This is a genomic window from Nocardia brasiliensis ATCC 700358, assembly GCF_000250675.2.
GTDB lineage: Bacteria > Actinomycetota > Actinomycetes > Mycobacteriales > Mycobacteriaceae > Nocardia > Nocardia brasiliensis_B.
The window spans coordinates 9147833-9165779 of sequence record NC_018681.1; the positions used below are offsets into that span (position 1 = coordinate 9147833).

General features: G+C 68.1%; 19 protein-coding genes. 11 read left to right on the top strand and 8 right to left on the bottom strand.

What is annotated here, in order from left to right; translation table 11 throughout:
* Positions 1-446: 446 nt before the first annotated feature.
* From O3I_RS40935 to O3I_RS40945, 3 genes are all read left to right on the top strand, one after another.
* Positions 447-641 carry a type II toxin-antitoxin system VapB family antitoxin gene (locus O3I_RS40935; RefSeq protein ID WP_014988958.1) on the top strand — a complete coding sequence of 65 codons (195 nt, stop codon included), beginning with the start codon at positions 447-449 and terminating at the stop codon, positions 639-641.
* Positions 631-1050: a PIN domain nuclease gene (locus O3I_RS40940; protein ID WP_014988959.1), complete on the top strand. Its 420-nt coding sequence runs from the start codon at positions 631-633 to the stop codon at positions 1048-1050. The genes O3I_RS40935 and O3I_RS40940 overlap by 11 nt, the downstream gene beginning before the upstream one ends.
* A gap of 275 nt (positions 1051-1325) precedes the next feature.
* Positions 1326-2351 (top strand): isopenicillin N synthase family dioxygenase, encoded by a 1026-nt coding sequence (locus O3I_RS40945; protein WP_014988960.1) that lies wholly within the window; start codon positions 1326-1328, stop codon positions 2349-2351.
* Between the two features lie 18 nt (positions 2352-2369).
* Here O3I_RS40945 and O3I_RS40950 read toward each other — a convergent pair whose 3' ends face one another.
* Positions 2370-2843, bottom strand: coding sequence for a hypothetical protein (locus tag O3I_RS40950; protein WP_014988961.1), 474 nt, complete (start codon positions 2841-2843; stop codon positions 2370-2372).
* A gap of 147 nt (positions 2844-2990) precedes the next feature.
* Here O3I_RS40950 and O3I_RS40955 point away from each other — a divergent pair, with 147 nt between their 5' ends.
* Positions 2991-4181 carry a helix-turn-helix domain-containing protein gene (locus O3I_RS40955; RefSeq protein WP_014988962.1) on the top strand — a complete coding sequence of 397 codons (1191 nt, stop codon included), beginning with the start codon at positions 2991-2993 and terminating at the stop codon, positions 4179-4181.
* A 30-nt stretch (positions 4182-4211) separates the two neighbouring features.
* On the opposite strand, the gene O3I_RS40960 is transcribed toward O3I_RS40955, so the two are convergent.
* The 4 genes from O3I_RS40960 to O3I_RS40975 form a co-directional block, all read right to left on the bottom strand.
* The gene (locus tag O3I_RS40960) at positions 4212-4913 is read right to left on the bottom strand and encodes a DUF1707 SHOCT-like domain-containing protein (protein ID WP_014988963.1); all 702 of its coding nucleotides are present in this window, start codon (positions 4911-4913) and stop codon (positions 4212-4214) included.
* An 80-nt stretch (positions 4914-4993) separates the two neighbouring features.
* A complete protein-coding gene (locus tag O3I_RS40965) occupies positions 4994-5662 on the bottom strand; it encodes a response regulator (protein WP_014988964.1) in 669 nt (222 codons plus the stop codon).
* Entirely contained in the window at positions 5659-6840 is a 1182-nt protein-coding gene (gene macS, locus O3I_RS40970) for a MacS family sensor histidine kinase (protein ID WP_014988965.1), read from the bottom strand. Before macS ends, O3I_RS40965 begins: the two co-directional genes overlap by 4 nt.
* Entirely contained in the window at positions 6821-8071 is a 1251-nt protein-coding gene (locus O3I_RS40975; protein ID WP_014988966.1) for an AI-2E family transporter, read from the bottom strand. Before O3I_RS40975 ends, macS begins: the two co-directional genes overlap by 20 nt.
* 182 nt (positions 8072-8253) lie before the next feature.
* Between O3I_RS40975 and O3I_RS40980 the strand changes: the two genes are divergently transcribed.
* The 3 genes from O3I_RS40980 (at position 8254) to O3I_RS40990 (ending at position 11378) form a co-directional block, all read left to right on the top strand.
* On the top strand, positions 8254-9789 hold the full coding sequence (locus tag O3I_RS40980; protein WP_051067098.1) for an adenylate/guanylate cyclase domain-containing protein: 1536 nt from the start codon (positions 8254-8256) through the stop codon (positions 9787-9789).
* Between the two features lie 54 nt (positions 9790-9843).
* The gene (locus O3I_RS40985) at positions 9844-10932 is read left to right on the top strand and encodes a lysylphosphatidylglycerol synthase transmembrane domain-containing protein (RefSeq protein ID WP_014988968.1); all 1089 of its coding nucleotides are present in this window, start codon (positions 9844-9846) and stop codon (positions 10930-10932) included.
* A 65-nt stretch (positions 10933-10997) separates the two neighbouring features.
* On the top strand, positions 10998-11378 hold the full coding sequence (locus tag O3I_RS40990; protein WP_014988969.1) for a DUF3054 domain-containing protein: 381 nt from the start codon (positions 10998-11000) through the stop codon (positions 11376-11378).
* 86 nt (positions 11379-11464) lie between these two features.
* On the opposite strand, the gene O3I_RS40995 is transcribed toward O3I_RS40990, so the two are convergent.
* Complete coding sequence (locus tag O3I_RS40995; protein ID WP_237748214.1) at positions 11465-13141, bottom strand: NTF2-like N-terminal transpeptidase domain-containing protein; 1677 nt, start codon at positions 13139-13141, stop codon at positions 11465-11467.
* A gap of 408 nt (positions 13142-13549) precedes the next feature.
* Between O3I_RS40995 and O3I_RS41000 the strand changes: the two genes are divergently transcribed.
* On the top strand, positions 13550-14161 hold the full coding sequence (locus tag O3I_RS41000; protein ID WP_014988971.1) for a hypothetical protein: 612 nt from the start codon (positions 13550-13552) through the stop codon (positions 14159-14161).
* A gap of 17 nt (positions 14162-14178) precedes the next feature.
* Entirely contained in the window at positions 14179-14619 is a 441-nt protein-coding gene (aroQ, locus tag O3I_RS41005) for a type II 3-dehydroquinate dehydratase (RefSeq protein ID WP_014988972.1), read from the top strand.
* A 37-nt stretch (positions 14620-14656) separates the two neighbouring features.
* Here the strand turns inward: aroQ and O3I_RS41010 are convergent, their stop codons facing one another.
* Positions 14657-15103, bottom strand: a complete 447-nt coding sequence (locus O3I_RS41010; protein WP_014988973.1) for a nitroreductase/quinone reductase family protein — start codon at positions 15101-15103, stop codon at positions 14657-14659.
* A gap of 181 nt (positions 15104-15284) precedes the next feature.
* Here O3I_RS41010 and O3I_RS41015 point away from each other — a divergent pair, with 181 nt between their 5' ends.
* Positions 15285-16406 carry a glycerate kinase gene (locus O3I_RS41015; RefSeq protein WP_014988974.1) on the top strand — a complete coding sequence of 374 codons (1122 nt, stop codon included), beginning with the start codon at positions 15285-15287 and terminating at the stop codon, positions 16404-16406.
* Between the two features lie 91 nt (positions 16407-16497).
* Here the strand turns inward: O3I_RS41015 and O3I_RS41020 are convergent, their stop codons facing one another.
* Positions 16498-16848, bottom strand: a complete 351-nt coding sequence (locus O3I_RS41020) for a winged helix-turn-helix transcriptional regulator (RefSeq protein WP_014988975.1) — start codon at positions 16846-16848, stop codon at positions 16498-16500.
* A 143-nt stretch (positions 16849-16991) separates the two neighbouring features.
* On the opposite strand from O3I_RS41020, the gene O3I_RS41025 reads away from it, so the two are divergent.
* The gene (locus O3I_RS41025) at positions 16992-17873 is read left to right on the top strand and encodes an NAD(P)-dependent oxidoreductase (protein WP_014988976.1); all 882 of its coding nucleotides are present in this window, start codon (positions 16992-16994) and stop codon (positions 17871-17873) included.
* Positions 17874-17947: the final 74 nt, after the last annotated feature.

Sequence of the window (17947 nt, forward strand, 5' to 3'; positions counted from 1 at the left end):
GAAACCCCCTGCGCCCCAGCAGAACCTGTCACTACCTGAGTACGCAACAGCTCCAGGTCCCGCCCGAGCACACCCATCTGCGTCCCCAACGCAGCGAATTCCCCCGAAAGGCGCGAGATCAGCGCCGGATCGATAGATGTGGTCATGCACCCATGCTCACCCCCACCCACCCCCGAAACATGAGTAGTAACCCCTGCTGACCACCCGAGATCTACCCGACTGCCAAGACTGCCAACCTCTGCTCGGCCTTGTCTACGTCCGATCCGCCGGATCCCGCACCGGCGAATACCTGCTGAAGACCACATCGCTCGACCGACCGCGCCCGATCCAGACGCCGATCCTGGTCCTCGCGGGTGGCAACGGCGACCACAACCTAGCTCTACCAGCGAAAAAGAAGGAGATGATATACTTTGAAGCGGCAAATGATATCAATTCGGGAGGTCCCGATGGCTCGCACCGTATTGGATCTCGACGACGATCTACTGGCCCAGGCCGCGGAGATTCTCGGCACCTCGAAGAAGGTCGCGACGGTCAACGCCGCCCTTGCCGACGTGGTGCGCCGCCGCAAACGCGAGCAGTTCGCCGCCTGGGTGAAGTCCGGCGGACTGAACGACGAACCGTCGGCTCCAAGTGAGCAGTGAGCGCTACCTCGTCGACAAATCCGCCCTCGCCCGCTGGGGTAAGCCTGCCGTCGCGCCGATCCTCGACGACCTGTCGTCGCGCGGAACGCTGGCCATCTGCGGTGCGATCGAATACGAGGTGCTGTACAGCGTCCGCAAATCCACCGAACTCGAGTCGGTCCGCGACATGCTGCGCGGTTTCGACTGGCTGCCCACACCCGACGACGTCTGGGACCGCGTCAACGACATCCAACTCGACCTGATCCGCGCAGGCACTCATCGCGCGATCTCGTTGCCCGACTTGATCATTGCCGCCACAGCTGAACGCCACGGCTACACCGTTATGCACTATGACGGCGACTACGACCTGATCGCCGCCGTCACCGGGCATCCGAGCCGCTGGGTTGTCCCCGCCGGGCACGCAGACTGACGAAGATCGTTGCGGCGCAAGCGCATGGTTGATGCCTGCTCGGTGTTGGGGGCTGATCGCGGCGGCGCTCTCAGGCGTTGCCGCTACCAGCGGCCGGCGATCGGGGTGCAGGATTTTGGCGCCGAGAGGGCTCGTGGGTGGAGGTTCTTCGTGTGACGGTGTCGGGCGAAGGCGGAAAAGCCTGGAGACTCGGTTGGGTGGCGACTTCGTAGAGGCCTGGATCGAATACTCGGTGTCTGCTCGTAAATCGAGGAAGGACAACGACATTGAGTGAGATGACGGCGGATAACGGCGTGACGGTGCTGGACGGGTTCGTGCCGGTGATCGATCTGTCGGACCGGCACAGTGCCGACAAACGCGGGGCCATTGCGAAGGCGATCGGACAGGCCTGTGCGAGTTCGGGATTCTTCACCATCGTGGGCCATGGGGTTCCGGCGGAGCTGGTGACGCGGATGTGCGCGACGACCCGGGAGTTCTTCGAGCTGCCCGATGCGTTGAAGGATGCGGTCGCGCATCGGCCGGGCGTGTCCGGTTTCCGGCGGATGGCGGGTGCGACCGCGCACAGCCTGGACCAGCAGTCACCACCGGATCTGTGTGAAGTCTTCTCGGCGCACGTGACCGGTGATTTGAGCGAGGAGGAACGCGCGGGTCTCGGCGACTATTGGGCGTCCTGGAAATTGGCCAATATCTGGCCTGCCGTGCCCGCGAATTTCGCGGACACCTGGCGCGAATACCTGGCGGCCCTCACTGATTTGGCGGCCGATCTCATGCGATTGTTCGCTCTGGCACTGGAATTGCCGGAAAATTTCTTCGACGACATCTTCGCCCGCCACGTCTCGTCGGTGGCGGTCAACTACTATTTCCCGCAACGTGAATCGCCGCTGCCCGGACAGTTGCGCCGTGGCGCGCACACCGATTGGGGCAGCCTCACCATCCTGTATCAGGACACCGCGGTCGGCGGCCTGCAGGTCCGCCACGGCACCGGCGAGTGGCGCGACGTCCCGGCCATTCCCGGCGGCTTCATCGTCAATATCGGCGATCTGATGGCCCTGTGGACGGCGGGCCGCTGGGTCTCCACCCTGCACCGGGTGATCAATCCCGAACGAGGCAATACGTCGTCACGCCTGTCCATCCCGTTCTTCTACCTGCCGAGTCACGACGCGGCGATCGACCCGATCGGCTCGTTCGCGGGCCGGCCGGCGCAGCAGAAGTTCGGTGCCGAAACTGCGGGGCAATGGATTTCGCGCAAGATGCAGAAGACGTTCGCCGCCGATCCACAGCACTACCGAACGGCCGGCTGAGCGCCGGCCGGCGGATCCTCACGCCGTGCCGGAATGCCGGGTCGTCATCTGCTGGACGGCGTCGAGCACCGCGGTGCGCGGCGGCATCCGGAGCACGCCGGGTGCCGGTTCGCCCGCCCAGTGCCAGCCGCGCGCGCAGTCGCTGGTGGGCAGCATGATGTGATGCCCACCGGGCAGCACGGTGACCTGATGGCCGGCCAGGTATCGGCGCACCAGCACCTCGACGGGGCGGGCCGGGCTCGGTGGCGCGACCAGAAAGATCCAGGTGTGTTCGCCGGGATCGGCGATCACGGGCGCCGCGTAGGTGCGCTCGAGCGCGGCGAGCACGGTGCGGCCCAGGTCCGGCGGCATCGCGACGGCGCCGAGGACCGAGCCGGTGGTCACCACCGGTCGTCCGCCGAGTAGTTGCACCGGCAGCCCATACAAATGGCGCAGCCGATGCGCGATCTCATGGGATGAATGACAACGCTCGGTGTTCGGCACGATGTTCATTGCCGCCGCCCTTTGCTATGAAAGTTGCAGAAAGGCAACGATATTCCACGCGCCGGTAAACGGGTCGTACGTAATGTCCCACTTCGGCCGAACACCGTGGCTTAGCGTCGTACTCTGAAACCCAGATTTAACAAAGGAATTGGGTCCATGGACGATTCGTCGATCGGCGTCCGCATCCGCATGTTCCGCGGCCGGGCGCTCACCCAGCGCCAGTTGGCGGATCAGGCCGGGGTCAGCGTCGACCTGGTGCGCAAACTCGAGCAGGGCGGTCGGCAGACCGCGTCCATCGCCAGCCTGCAAAAGCTTGCGCGCGCACTGGATGTGGACATCGCCGACCTCATCGGCAAGCGCGCCGGCGTGCCGTCCGGCGATCCGGATTCCGGCATCGTCGCGATCCGCCGCGCCTTGACCCCGGTCGACGACCTGCTCGGCGTGACCGAGGAGGAGTCCGCCGTCAGCCTCGAGGACGGGCGGCGCGCGGTCGATTACGCGTGGGGCGCGTACTGGGCCGGCCGCTACGAGCTGCTCACCTCGGTGCTGCCGACCGGGATCACCCAGTTGCGCGCGACCGTGCACGCCGCGCGCAACGGCTCGGTCCCGGTGGCGAACGAGCTACTGGCGCGGATGTATTGGGTGACCGGCTGCACGCTGGTGCACCTCGGGCAGACCGATCCGGCGTTCCTGGCGATCCGGCAGGCGCTGGTGGCGGCGGCCGCGGGCGACGACCCACTGCTGCTCGGCACCATTCGCGGCTCGGTCGCCTGGCAATTGCTCGTGCAGGGCCGCTACGCGGAGTCCCGGGGCGTCGCGCTGCGCGCGGCGGCCGAGCTGGAGCCGACGGGTGAGGTCCCGCTCGCCCATTTGTCCGCCTACGGCTCGCTGATGCTGCAGGGCGCGACCGCCGCGGGCCGGGCCCAGGCCGTGCCCGAAGCGCTGTCGCTGGTCGAGGCCGCACGCGAGGTCGCCGACCGGATCGGCAGTGACCGCACCGATTACGAAACCTATTTCGGCCCAGCGCAAATCGTCATGCAGACGGTCGATGTGCAGGTCTCGTCCGAGCGCTATCCGGAGGCGCTGGCCGCCGCGCGCGAGATGCCCGCCAACGGCGGCCTGCCGCAGTCCTCGCGCGCCCGTCACCTCGCCGATACCGCGGTGGCCCTGACCCGCACCGGCCAGCATCAGCGCGCGCTCGGCGCCCTGCTCACCGCCGAACGGGTAGGCGGCACCGACTGGCTCAAATACCAGTCGCTGCCCCGCCACATCGTGGCCGAGCTGCTCGACCACGACCGCCGAGTCCCGTTGCGCGCCTTCGCCCGCCGCATCGGCGTCAACACCTGAGCGAACCGGACCCGACGCCGATCGAAATGCTCAGTGGCCCATCATGCGGCGCCAGTGCGCCATGAAGGTGTGCTTGGCGGTGAGGGAGCCGAAGCGGATCCGGCCGCGGACGACGACGTGCAGCGGTCCGATGGGCGGGCCGGTGCGCACCTTGTTGTTGACGCTGGAGCCGATCAGATCCACCTCGTTGAGGTCGACGGTGGCTTCGCGCGGCACGATGAGGGTGAGCGAGCTGCAGAAATCGTCCACGTTCACCTCGACCACCTGGGTCGACATGATCGCCTCGGTGAAGTCGAGGGTGACCCCGGAGAGCCAGTTGTTGAGGTGCAGGGTCGGCGCGACCTGCCACGGCCCGCGCCGGTTCACCCCGGACAGCCTGCTGCGGATCACGCTGCCGTTGCCGGTGACCGGGCTGATCGGCGGCGGCGCCGGGCGGTGCTTCACGAACGAGGGCGTGGTGTTCACGAAGGTGGAGGGCGGCGCGGTGGGCTGACCGACCAGCCGGACCCCGGGCAGGTCGATGAGCACGGCGTTCAGCTCACCACGGGTTTTCGCGGCGAGCGCGGTGTCCATCCGCTCGGTGAACTCGCCCAGCGAGAGCATGCCGAGACCGACGGCACGTTGCAGCAGCTGCCCGACGTGCTCGCGTTCGGCGTCGGATACGCGTAGATCCCGGTCACCGATCGCGTCACCGGGGCCGACGCCGTGGGATGTCGATTCGGGTCCGCCCATGGTTCGAGATTACCGATTCACCGGCTCCGGCGTATCAGGGCGATCCCGGATTCGGAGCGGCGTTTCGTACCTCCGCCGGACTACTCCAGTCCCTGCTCGATCGCATAGCGGGTCAACTCCACCCGGTTGGCCAGCTGCAGCTTGCGCAGCGTGGCCTGCACGTGGTTCTCCACGGTGCGATGACTCAGGTTGAGCCGGGACGCGATCTGCTTGGCGGACAACCCCTTCGCGACCATGCGCAGCACCTCGGTCTCGCGTTCGGTCAGCGCGGGCCGGTGCGGCTCGTCGGGCGCGGCGGGCGCCGTGGCCATCCGCCGGTATTCGCCGAGCACCAGCCCGGCCAGACCGGGGGTGAACACCGGCTGCCCGGCCGCGGTCGCGCGCACCGCCTCGATCAGCTCTGCCACCGACGCGCTCTTCACCAGATACCCCGAGGCCCCGGCCTTGATCGCGTCGAGCACGTCGTCGCGTTCGGCCGAGGCGGAGAGCACGAGCACCCGGCTCTGCGGCGAGACGCGCAGCACCTCGGCCGTCGCCTGCGCGCCGTTCCCGTCGGTCAGCTGCATGTCCATCAGCACCACCGCGGGTTGCACCGCCGCGGCCCGCCTGGTCGCGCTGCCCACCCCGTCCGCGGTGGCGACCACCGCGAACCCGGCCTCGGCGAGGTCGCGCGACACCCCGTCCCGCCACATCGGGTGGTCGTCCACCACCATCACCGAAATCGCTTCGGTCGCAGCACTGTCGGTCATAGTCCGCTCCTCGGTACCCGGAATTCCCATTCGGTGCCGAAGCCGACGCCGCCGTCGATTTCGGTGAGCAGATCGGCGGTACCGCCCAGGGCGGCGATCCGTCCGACGATCGACCGGGAAACCCCCAGTCGCCCTTCGGCTTCCGCTTCGGCCAGGCGGCCGGGCGCGATGCCGACACCGTCGTCGCGCACCGAGATCACCAGTTCGTCGCCGGTGTCCTCCAGCAGCACATACGTTTTCGCGTCCGGCCCGGCATGCAGTTCGGCATTGGACAGCGCGTTGGCGACGGCGGCCGCGATCTCGCCCGCCGCCCACCGCCCGATCAGCACCGGATCACCGGGGGTGGAGACGAACACGGCCGGCTTCGCGTGCACGGTGAGCAGCGGTCGCAGGTCGACCTCGGCGCCGCCGGAATCGCCTCGATCGGCCTGTTCGCTGATCAGCACCCGCAGCGCCACTTCCTGTTCCCCGGCCCGCTGCGCCAGTTCCGCGGTGGCACCGCCGATCTCGGTGCCGCGCCGCTTGATGTAGCTGAGCACCTGCAGCACGCCGTCGTGCACCTCGCGCGAAAGCCGTTCGCGCTCTTCGGCGGCGGCGGTCAGCCGGACGGCACGTTCGAGCTGGTCCTGCGAGCGGCGCGCGGTGTTCGCCGCCAGGCCGAGGGCCAGGCCGACGGAGACCAGCACCGGCACCGTCGCATCGGTCCACACGTCCTGCCCCCACTGGTCGCGCACGGTCAGCGCCGCCGAGGCGATCAGCGCGCCGGAGAGCACGCCCGCGATCGGCCCGCGCAGGATCGCCGCCCCGATCACCGCGTTGGCGGCCCAGAGCGTGGTCGGCAGCGTCTGATGTCCGTGATACCAGTCGTAGTCGGCGACCAGCCGGGTCGCGGCCATCAGCGCGATCACGACGACGTGGTCGCCGAGCACCACCCAGCCGCGCAGCCGCCGCACCTCGGGAAACTGCCACTGCGACAACATGATCGCCGACGCACCCGACCAGACCGCCATCAGCGCGACGAGCACCCAGCTCAACCGCTGATTCTGGTAGTAGGGCACCGAGGCGACCTGCTGACCGACCGCGTACAGCAGGGTCACCAGGCGCAGCGCCTGCACCGCCCGCCACAGCGGCGTGGTGGCCACGTCGGACGAGCGCGGCTCAGCCCCGCGGCGCGCCATCACCGGATCCGGGCTCGGCGGACCCGGCCTCGGGTGTCTCGTCCGCGGCCTTGGCCAAGGTCGCCGCCACGTCGAAGCGGCCCGGGTCCGGTTCGTCGGGTTCGACCTCCCCGGTTTGCAGGTCCTCGAACAATTCCTCCGGCGTGTCCGCGAGCAGCGAGCGAATGGCCGTGTTCATCACCGCGACGAACGGCACCGCGAGCAGACCGCCCGCGATCCCGCCGAGCACCACGCCCGCCGTGATCGCCAGCACCACCGCCAGCGGATGGATGCTCACCGCCCGGCCGAGCAGCAGCGGTTGCAGCACATGGCCTTCCAGCTGCATCACCGCGATGATGATGCCGAGCACGATCAACGAGGTGATCACGCCCTTGGTCACCAGCGCGATGAACACCGCGACGAACCCGGCCACGAACGCGCCGATGATCGGGATGAACGCGCCGATGAACACCAGCGAGGCCAGCGGAAGCGCCAGCGGCACACCGAGGATGCCGAGCCCGGCACCGATGCCGATGGCGTCCACTGCCGCCACGGCCACGGTGGCGCGCACGAACCCGACCAGCGTGCCGAAGCCCAGCTGTCCGGCGGTGCGCACCCGCTCCCGCTGCGGCGTGGGCACGATCCGGGTGACGAACTGCCAGATCTGATCGCCGCCGTAGAGGAAGAAGATGAGGATGAACAGGGTCAGGAAGATGCCGGTCAGCAGTTCGAAGATAACCGTCGCGGTGGTCAGCGCCCCGCTGGTGAGCCGGTCCTGATTGGACTGGATGGTCTTGACGATCTGGTCGCCGGCATTGCCGATCTGATCGTTGCTCATATGCAGCGGACCGGTGATCAGCCAATCCTGAATCTTGTGAATGCTGTTGGTGAACTCGCGGGAAAGCTGCGGCACGCCGGCGATGAACTGCTCCACGACGAAGGTCATGATGCCCGCGACCAGCCCGAGCGAGCCGACCAGCGCGACGAAGACACCGACCGAGCGCGGCACCCCCATTCGCTGTAGCCAATCCACCAGTGGCGCGAGCAATGCGGCCGCGAGCAGGGCGATGGCCAGCGGAATCACCACCGTCGCCAGCTTCTGGATGATCGCGACCAGCGCCAGCGCCACCGCGAAGAGGATCAGCATCCGCCAACCCCATTCCGCTGACACCCGCACGATCGGATGCACGGAGTCAGCGGCAGGCCGCGCCAGGGAGGCTTTCCGCTTCGTGTTCGGCTTGGGGTCGGTCACCTCGCCGAGCTTAACGGGCACACCAGGGCAAAGTCCCGCGTCGACCCGCGCCGAACCGGGGCCGGGCCGGACCCCGACCGATGCTGAGCCGCACCGGCGCAACAGCGCCGCAGCGGTGGACGCATGATCGAAACGCTAGATTGTTGGTTGTGTCAGCGCCCTTGGAAGCGGTCAAACAGACCATGCGAACGCGCTGGCCGCTGTACTTGGCATCGATGCTGCTGGCCAACGCCTTCGGCGCGGTGCTGGTGTGGGCGTTCATCCAGTACGGCCTCCCGGTCCCCGAAGACGCGCAGCGCGGTGCCAGGCACACCGGCCTGGTGGTTCCCGGCCTGGTGTTCATCACCGGCGGCGTGCTCAGCGCGGCCGCGTCCGCGCTGATGCTGCGCCCGGTGATGCGCTGGCAGATGCGCGGCGGACCACCGAGCAGGCAGGAACAGATGGCCGCGCTGCATGCGCCGCTGCGCCAGGCGATCCTGCATCTGGCGCTGTGGTTGATCGGCGGCGCGATCCTGGCGGCCTTGATCATTTCCGAAGAACCCAAGCTGGCGGGCGCGGTGATCGTCACCGAATGCATGGCCGCCACCATCGTGTTCGGTTTCACCTACATGCTCGGCGAGCGGATCCTGCGCCCCGTCGCCGCCGAGGCGCTGACCGCGGGCACCTTCGATCACACGCTGACCCCGGGCGTCGGCACCCGGATGGCCATGACCTGGGGCATGGGCACCTTCGCCCCCACCATCGCCATCGTGCTGCTGTGTATCACGCAGATCTCCTCGGACGTGAAGTTCTCCGCCCAATCGCTGGCGATCTCCATCCTGCTGCTCTGCGGTGTGGTCATCCTGCAGGCCCTCGCGCTCTCGATGCTCACCGGTTCCAGCATCTCCGATCCGGTACGCCAGCTCAGCCAGGCCATCGACCGGGTGCAGGAGGGCGCGCGCGACGTACAGGTCGAGGTCTTCGACGGCAGCGAGATCGGCCTGCTGCAGGTGGGCTTCAACCGGATGATGGAAGAGGCCGCCAAACGCCGCCAGCTGCAAGAACTGTTCGGCCAGCACGTCGGCGAGGAGGTGGCGCAGCGCGCGCTCGACTACGGCACCGAACTCGGCGGCGAGACCCGGTTCGTGGCGGTGCTGTTCGTCGATATGGTCGGCTCCACCGCGACCGCCGCCGAGCGACCGCCCACCGAGGTGGTGAGCCTGCTCAACGAGTTCTTCCGGATCGTGGTCGACGTGATCGACCGGCACAACGGGTTCGTCAACAAGTTCGTCGGCGATGCCGCGCTGGCCATCTTCGGCGCGCCGCTGGACCGCCCGGACGCGCCGACCGCGGCGCTGGCCGCCGCCCGGGAACTGCGCGAAGTGCTGCGCGAGGTGCCCGGCCTCGATATCGGGATCGGGGTATCGGCCGGACTGGCCGTCGCCGGAAATATCGGTGCGGCAAATCGTTTCGAATACACGGTGATCGGCGATCCGGTCAACGAGGCATCCCGGCTGACCGAGCTCGCCAAAGATCAGCCGGGGCGCACCTTGGCCTCGGGCAGCGCGCTGTATTTCGCCGATGAAAGCGAGCAGGACAAATGGGAAACCGGCGAAGAAGTACAACTGCGCGGCCGGCGCCGAAAAACCATGCTCGCGTGGCCGAGAGAAAGCCTCGATGTCGCTCGGGCCGGATCGGAAGTCCCGGATGATGCGGCCGGCACGCAGGTCGCCACCTAGCCGACCACGCGGTAGACCGATGAAACACCAGCGTTCCCGAGTTAGGCTGACCAGGTGACGGCCAATGGGGAACTGGCAGGAGAACCTGCGCCGGCGCACACGGACGAGACCCGCCGTGGCAAATTCTGGTGGCTGAAATGGGTCGGCGGCATCGCCCTGCTGGGTTTGTTGATCGCCGAGGGCATCTATCTGTGGCCCCGGCTGCACGAATCATGGCAAAAACTCAGCGACATACATTGGGGCTGGGTCGCCGCGTGTATTTGGTTGCAGGCATTGTCGATGAGCGGATTCGGCCGCGTGCAGAAACAACTGCTGAACGCGGGCGGCGTCGAAGTGAGCCAGCGCAAATCCGTCGCGGTGGTCTACGGCGCCACCGCCATGTCCGTCACTTTGCCCGCGGGGCAGGTGTTCTCCACCGCCTTCACCTACCGGCAGACCCGCCGCTTCGGCGCCAGCCCGATCGTGGCGTCCTGGCAGCTGGTGTTCTCCGGCGTGGTGGCCGCGGTCGGACTCGCGCTGCTCGGGGTGGGCGGCACGTTCCTGTCCGGCGGCAGCATCGGGCCGTTCAAGCTGGTCCTGTCGATCGCCGCGGTGATCGCCCTGGTGTGGGGCGGCAACTATGTCTCGAACAATCCCGGCTCGCTGGAGGCCCTGCTGCGCCGGGCGCTCGGGCTGCTGAACCGGCTCCGCAAACGCCCCGCCGACCAGGGCGCGAGCAAGGTCGGCGACGTACTGGCGCAATTGGAGTCGGTGAAACTCGGCAAACGCGATGGGGCACTCGTCGCGCTGTGGGCGCTGCTGCACCGCTTCGCGGACGTGGCCTGCCTCGGCGCCGCCTGCTACGCCGTCGGCGCCGACCCGCGGCTGGCCGGGCTGCTGCTCGCCTTCGCCATCGGTAAGGCCGTCGGCTCGATCCCGTTCGCCCCCGGCGGCATCGTCTATGTCGACGCGACCCTCATCTACGGCCTCACCGCGGCGGCGGGGCTGCCCGCGGCGCAGGCCGTGGCCGCCGCGTTCGTCTACCGGCTGGTGAGCTTCATCCTGGTGGCGATCGTCGGCTGGATCGTGTTCCTCTTCCTGTTCCGTACCCCGCAGGACGACGACGCCGAATACGAGAAGGAATTCTCCCAGCGCCGGTTCTGAGCGCGAACACGCAGTGCCGCAGGTGCTTCACATTCGGCGCGGCCGCGCCCACTACGCTGGCCCGCGTGAAGAAACTGGTGCCGTTGGTCGTCGATGCGCTGCTGGTGATCTTGTTCTGCGCGATCGGCAGGCGCAGTCACGACGAAGCGGTACTCACCGGCCTGCTGCGCACGCTGTGGCCGTTCGCGATCGGCCTGGCCCTGGGCTGGCTGGTCGCCATCGCCGCGGCGAGCAGGCTGTTCGGCGACGCCGGGCGGATCGCCCGCTTCGACGGAACCGCGCTGTGGCCCACCGGGATTCTGGTGTGGCTCGGCACGCTGGGCGGCGGCATGCTGCTGCGCGTGGTCAGCGGTCAGGGCACCGCGTTCAGCTTCGTGCTGGTCGCGGGTGTGGTGCTGGCGCTGTTCCTGCTCGGCTGGCGCGCGGCCATCAAAGCGTTGAACTAGCCGCTGCGTCGAACTAGGACGCTGCGTTGAACTAGGCGCTGCGTTGAACTAGGCGCTGCGTTGAACTGAACCGCTGCGGTGCTGTCTCAGGGCTCCGGGGTTGCCAGCGACTGCAGCATCCGCACCGCCATCCGCGCGGTCGCGTCGCCGCTGTCCACATCGTTGATGTGCACCGCGAAGGCCAGGTCACCCATGTTCGCGATCAGCCATCCGTCACGTCCCGCGGTCGCCGCGAAACCGGTGACGTCACGGTACATCCGCAGGCTCGCGAACTCCGGGGCATTGGTCGCGTCCCGCAGCATCGCGCGCAGCCGATCGGTGATCTCGGGTGCCAGCGGCGCGAGCTGGGCGTCGGTGGTGCTCGGCCGCGCGACCTCGATGAGCGGCGGCGGCACCGAGCCGCGCGCGATCGCCGCCGCGGCGATCGCCATGCCGAACGGGCTGGCCAGTACCGCGTCCGAGCCGCCGCCCTGGCGCACCTGCTCACTGCGTCCCGCGACCGCGAGCCGCCCGGTCACCTCGTCGAGGCCGGGCACCTTGAAATCGACGCCGACCCCGAGCGCGGGCGCGAACTCGGCCGCCTCCGGCACCGGAACATCTTGCGGCGCCTTGCCTTTGGCGAGCGCGGCGACGGCGCGGAACAGCTCGATATTGCCACCGACCGGGTAGAGCCCGGTGAACGCCACCGGCCCGTGCTCGCTGGCCTGGGTGTTCTGCGCGACCGCGACCACCGCGCCGCTGGAGGGCTGGATCGCGACGATCGAGGCGGGCGTCGGCGCGCTGACCACCGCGTCCTCGGCGGCGCGCTGCAAACGCTGGTCCATGGTGCCCGCGATATCCGGGCCGGGCGGCCCCTGCTCGCCGGCCAGCTGCGTGACGAACCGGCCGTCCTGCTCGAATACCTGCACGCCCCAGCCGGAATGCTGATCCTGGCTTTCCTGCTGCACCTTGCGCAGCGCGTCCAGCATGGGCGACCAGACGCGGCGGTCGGCGGAGATGAGCCGCTGCTGCTTCTCCATCACGACGCCCGGAATCGGCGCCATATCCGGCTGCAGCAGTTCGAAATCGGATTCCCGCAGGTTCACCGCGACCACCGGCTTGCCCTGCGAGGTGGCCACCTGCTGCATCAGCGACGGCCCGGTGATCAGCGGAGCGACCGGTTCGATCGCCTTGGCCAGCGCGTTGGTCGAGCCGACGGGGTCGGGCATCTTCGCCGGGTCGAGCTTGATCACGTTGATCGGCTGCTCGGTCATGAGCGGCTGGCCCACGATGTCGTTGACCTTCGGCGCGGGGGCGGGCTGGGTGCGCACCAGACGGACGGTGCGGTTGTGATCGAGCTGCGGCATCACGATCGCCGGATCCCACGAGATGCGCCAGCCGATCGCGAGCTTGCGCACGTTGCCCTGCAGGCTGTAGTTCCAGTTTTTGCGGTCGCCGAAGTTCCAGTCGGCATCCATGCTGAAGATGGCCGATTCCGCGTCGAGCCCGATGAATTGGGTCTTCCGATAATCCACCTTGCCCGGCTGCAGGCCGGCAAACATTTGCTTCAGGGTTGCCGAAGCTGCGGTGGGATACGACGTGAGTTCCGAGGCGCGGGTGTAGTCCTGTTTGTCGAGCAGTTCGGTGAAACGCTCGACGACCGCCTCGGCCTCGTTCTTACCCTCGTGTATCCCGCACGATCCCATTGCGATCGCAAGCGCCGCCACCCCCGCGAGTGCCATAGCGCCCCGGACGCGGAAGCGGCGGGATCCCCACACATCCATGTCGCCCACTCTTCACTCTTGTCACTCCAGTAACAAGACCACCGTACCTGAAAAAGACCTGTCTGCGGTGCCTCCGCCGCAAGGACGTTACCCATGCTCAGCATCTCAATTGTGCCCGAAATCTCCCATCTCGGGGGCCCGATCATGATCGGTGTCCAGTGCTACGGCGACAACCGGCGCCGCTACCGTACCGGGCACTCCCGCAAAGTCGTGCGCTTACTGACTTACTCGGCGTTTCGGATCAATGGGTACCCAGACGGGGTCCGGACGAACCGTAGAACAGTCGCCCCGACCACCGCCTGAACCAGTGGCTAACTCTGTTCGCACAGAGCGGAACCATTCGCGCGAATTGCGACGTAATCTTGTAATCAACGTATATAGCACTACACGGTAAGTAGGTGATTCCCCATGAGACAGCACCATCGGGGACGCGGCTTCGGCCGACCCGGCGGCTGGCAGCAAGCCGACCTCCCGGATCCCGCGGACGCGCCGGATTGGTTCGCGGGCAGGTTGCCCGACGACTGGTTCACCGGCCCGCCCGTCATCGAGATCGACCGGGACGAGATCGTCGTCATCGGCGAACTGCCGATCCCGCAGCCGGAGAAGACCCCTGTCGAAGCACCCGCGGAAGGCGATCCCGAAGCGCCGACCGAGGAAGTTCCGCGGGCGACCAAGGAGGGGGCCATCTCCCGATTCCGCGAATCCACCCGCGCCGCCCGGACGCAGATCGCCGACGAAGCGCAGCGACGCTACGGCCGCAGCGTGGCCTGGGGCGTGTCGGTCGACGGGGAACGTCTCCTGTTCACCCACCTGGCCGTGCCCGTGATGACGCGGTTGCGTCAGCCCGAGCGCAAAGTGCTCGACACCCTGGTAGACGCGGGCGTGGCGCGCTCGCGCGCCGACGCGCTGGCCTGGACGGTGAAACTGGCCGGGCAGCACGCGGAATCGTGGCTGGCGGAACTGCGCGACGCCATGCGCAAAGTGGATGATCTGCGCGCGGAGGGGCCACAGGGTCTCTGAGGACTAGTGTTGCGGGCATGTCCGCACCTGGTCCGATCCTGGTCCTCAACGGCCCGAACCTGAACATGCTCGGCACCCGGCAGCCGGAGGTTTACGGGTCGGCGACGCTCGACGACGTCGTCGAGCTCTGCAGGCAGACCGCCGAACGCTACGGCCGCGAGATCGCGGCGTTCCAGTCGAATTCCGAAGGCGCGCTGATCGACCGCATCCATCGGGCGCGGGGCGTCGAATCGGCCATCGTGATCAATCCCGGCGGACTCACCCACACCTCGGTGGCCCTGCGGGACGCGCTGGTTATTCCGGAGGTGCCGATCGTCGAGGTGCACATCAGCAATGTGCACGCGCGGGAGGAATTCCGGCACCACTCCTATATCTCGCCGATCGCCACCGCGGTGGTCGCCGGGATGGGCATCCAGGGCTACGCGGCAGCCATCGAATTCCTGGTCCGCTCCGCCTGATCCGCCGATTCCGGCTCGATGTCTCGTCGAGCCGGGGTCAGGCGATCCGGAAAACGGGGAAGCCCGGGGCGATGGCGGCGAGTTCGTCGTCGGTGGCGTCCTTGGTGACGCCCTCGAAGAACTTGCCCACCTCCCAGCCCCACTTCTGCAGGTAGAGCCGCAGCAGCGGCACCTTGTCCGCGTCGGCCAGCTCGATCGCGGTGAATTCCTCGACCCTGCGGCCGAGCCGCAGTTCACCGCCGCCCGCGACGCGCAGGTTGCGCACCCACTGGGTGTGCCCGCGCGGGGCGACCAGGAATCGCGCGCCGTCCTCGCGCACCAGCAGATTCACCATCGTGGTCCGCCACTCCCCACTCTTGCGGCCACGCACCGCGAGCAACCGCGAACCCAGCACGCTGATGCCCAGCCGGGGCAGCCAGTTGGCGATCCGGTTCATGATCGGATCCAGGCCGGACGGGCCGATGTACCGGGTGCTGAGGTCCATTTCTTCACTCCTTGCGTGAGCACTGCTCTCTGTTGCGATAAGTGTTCCACAGGGCGATCCGAAAAACAAGAGCACTGCTCTCTATTTACATAGTCGCAGGTAGACCCGATATACAACCGTGCACGGCGGTCGACAGCCCTGTGCATAACCCGCGTGGTCGTCGGCACCGGACAATGTGGGGATGACACGGGAAGCCCCGCGCCGGGTGGTGCTAGCGCCGGACAAGTTCAAAGGGTCGTTGCCCGCGCCTGGCGTGGCGGCGGCGCTGGCCGACGGCATCGCACGCGTCGCCCCGGAGGTGACGGTCGAGCAGGTACCGGTCGCCGACGGGGGCGACGGCACGGTGGACGCCTTCGTGGCGGCGGGATGGCAGCGGGTGGAGCTGCGCGCGCCCGGCCCGACCGGTGTCGTGACGGAAACGTCGTACGCGGTGCAGGGCACGACCGCCGTCATCGAATTGGCCGCCGTGGTGGGATTGGTGAAACTTCCAAGGGGACAGCCTGATCCACTCGGCTCGAGTACCTATGGGCTGGGCATGGTGCTCGCGCACGCACTGGACCACGGGGTCACCGATATCGTGCTCGGGCTCGGCGGCAGCGCCTCGACCGACGGCGGCGCGGGCATGGTGCAGGCGTTGGGCGGACGCATCCTGACCGCCGAGGGTCACGAATTACCGCGCGGCGGTGCGGCTTTGGCGCAGGCTGCGCGATTCGACCGGTCGCGACTGCATCCCGGGCTCGGTTCCGTCACCGTTACGGTCGCCTCCGATGTGGACAACCCCCTCCTCGGTCCGGCAGGCGCAATCGCGGTCTACGCGCCGCAGAAGGGTGCGGGCGCAACGGATCTCGACACACTGGAGACGGCGCTCGCCAATTGGGCGCGGCTCGCGGGGCCGCAGTTCGTGGACCGCCCCGGGGCGGGTGCCGCGGGCGGGACCGGGTTCGGGGCGCTGGCCGTGCTGGGCGCAAGGATGCGCAGCGGCATCGAGGTGATCCTCGAATTACTAGATTTCCGAACACTTCTCGAGGGCGCGGCACTGGTCGTCACGGGCGAGGGCGCCCTCGACCGGCAAAGCCTGCACGGCAAAGCGCCGATCGGCGTCTGCGCGGTCGCGAATTCGCTGCACGTCCCCGTCGTCGCGGCCGTCGGCCGAACCTCGCTCACCGCGCAGGAGATTCGAGCGGCGGGCTTCGCCGACTGCTACGCGCTCAGCGATCTCGAACCGGACCCGGACCGCTCGATCGCCGCGGCCGCCACGCTACTGGAGCAGGTGGGCACGCAGATCGCCCGCTGTCGCCTCTGAATTGCCCCGCCGTCACCTCTGAATTGCACAGCGCCGCTTCGCAACCATCGATCACAGCCGCGACTGCGCAGGGCCGAGCGCTCGGACTCGCCTAACTCGCCGAAGCCAGCAGGTTGCCGAGCAGCTCGGTGCGGTGCTTGTCGCCCCACTCTTCGAGCGGACGCAAGGCGACGGCGAGTTCCTGGCCGAGCGGCGTGAGCGAGTATTCGACGCGGGGCGGGACCTCGGGATAGACCTCGCGGTGCACGACGCCGGAGGCTTCGAGCTGGCGCAGGTTCTCCGCGAGCACCTTTTCGCTGACGCCGGTGAGCAGGCGGCGGATCTCGCCGAAGCGCTGCGGGCTGGCGCCGAGCGCCCACATCAGGTGCAGTTTCCACTTGCCGCCCACGACGTCGATCGCCACGGACATGCCGCACACGTCGTGATCCGCGTCACTACTCATGTTCCCCGCACTCCTTCTGACCTCGTTTCGAACCTCGAGGTAAGCAACCACACCTGAACGTGCGGTCTTCCCGACTCTACCTGCGACAACGACCATTGATCTCGGCGCCGAACCATCCGAATCGAGAACCGAAGGGACACACAATGTCCGAGCAGCACACCCCCCGTTCCGTTTCCGTCGTGGGCCTCGGGCCGATGGGCCAGTCCATGGTCCGGGCCCTGCTCGACGCCGGCGTCGAGGTGACGGTCTGGAATCGCAGCACCGACAAGGTCGACGCGATGGTCGAACTCGGCGCCGTGCGGGCCGAGACGGTCGCGGCGGCGCTGGCGGCCAACGACGTGACGGTGCTGAGCCTCACCCACTACGCGGCCATGTACAGCGTGCTCGAGCAGGCAGCGGATCAGCTGGCCGGCAAGGTGATCGTCAACCTGTCCTCGGACTCCCCGGAGAAGGCGCGCAAGGGCGCCGAGTGGGTCCGTTCGCACGGCGCCGAATTCCTTTCCGGCGGTGTGATGTCGGCGGGTGACAACATCGCCCACCCGGCGTCGTACATCTTCTACAGCGGTCCGCGCGAGGTCTTCGACGCGCATGCCGAGCTGCTGCGCCCGCTGAGCCCGCAGGAGTACCTCGGCACGGACGACGGTCTGTCGCAGGTCTACTACCAGGCCTTGCTGACCATCTTCCATCCGTGGCTGCTCGCCTTCGACCAGGCGACCGCGATGATCGAGCGGTCCGGCAACAGCATCGCGCAGTTCATCCCGTTCGCCGTGCGCTCCGCGGCCGCGTACCCCTACTTCATGGAGGAGTTCTCGGTCGCCAACCAGAACGGCGGCTGGGCCACGCTGGCGAGCCTGAAAATGATGGACGCGGGCGCGCAGCACATCATCGATGCCAGCGAAGAGGTCGGCGTCGACGCGACGTTCTCGCACACCGCACAGGCCTACTGGCGCAAGGCCGTCGCGGCCAGCGAGGAGAAGGGCGAGGCCGTCTCCACCTACGCCCTGATGCGTGGCGCCGACGCGTGAGCCGGCCGGGACCGATGACCGCCGCCCCACCGGGCGGCGGTCATCCCCGGCTGCGGCGCGAGAGCGCCGCCCGC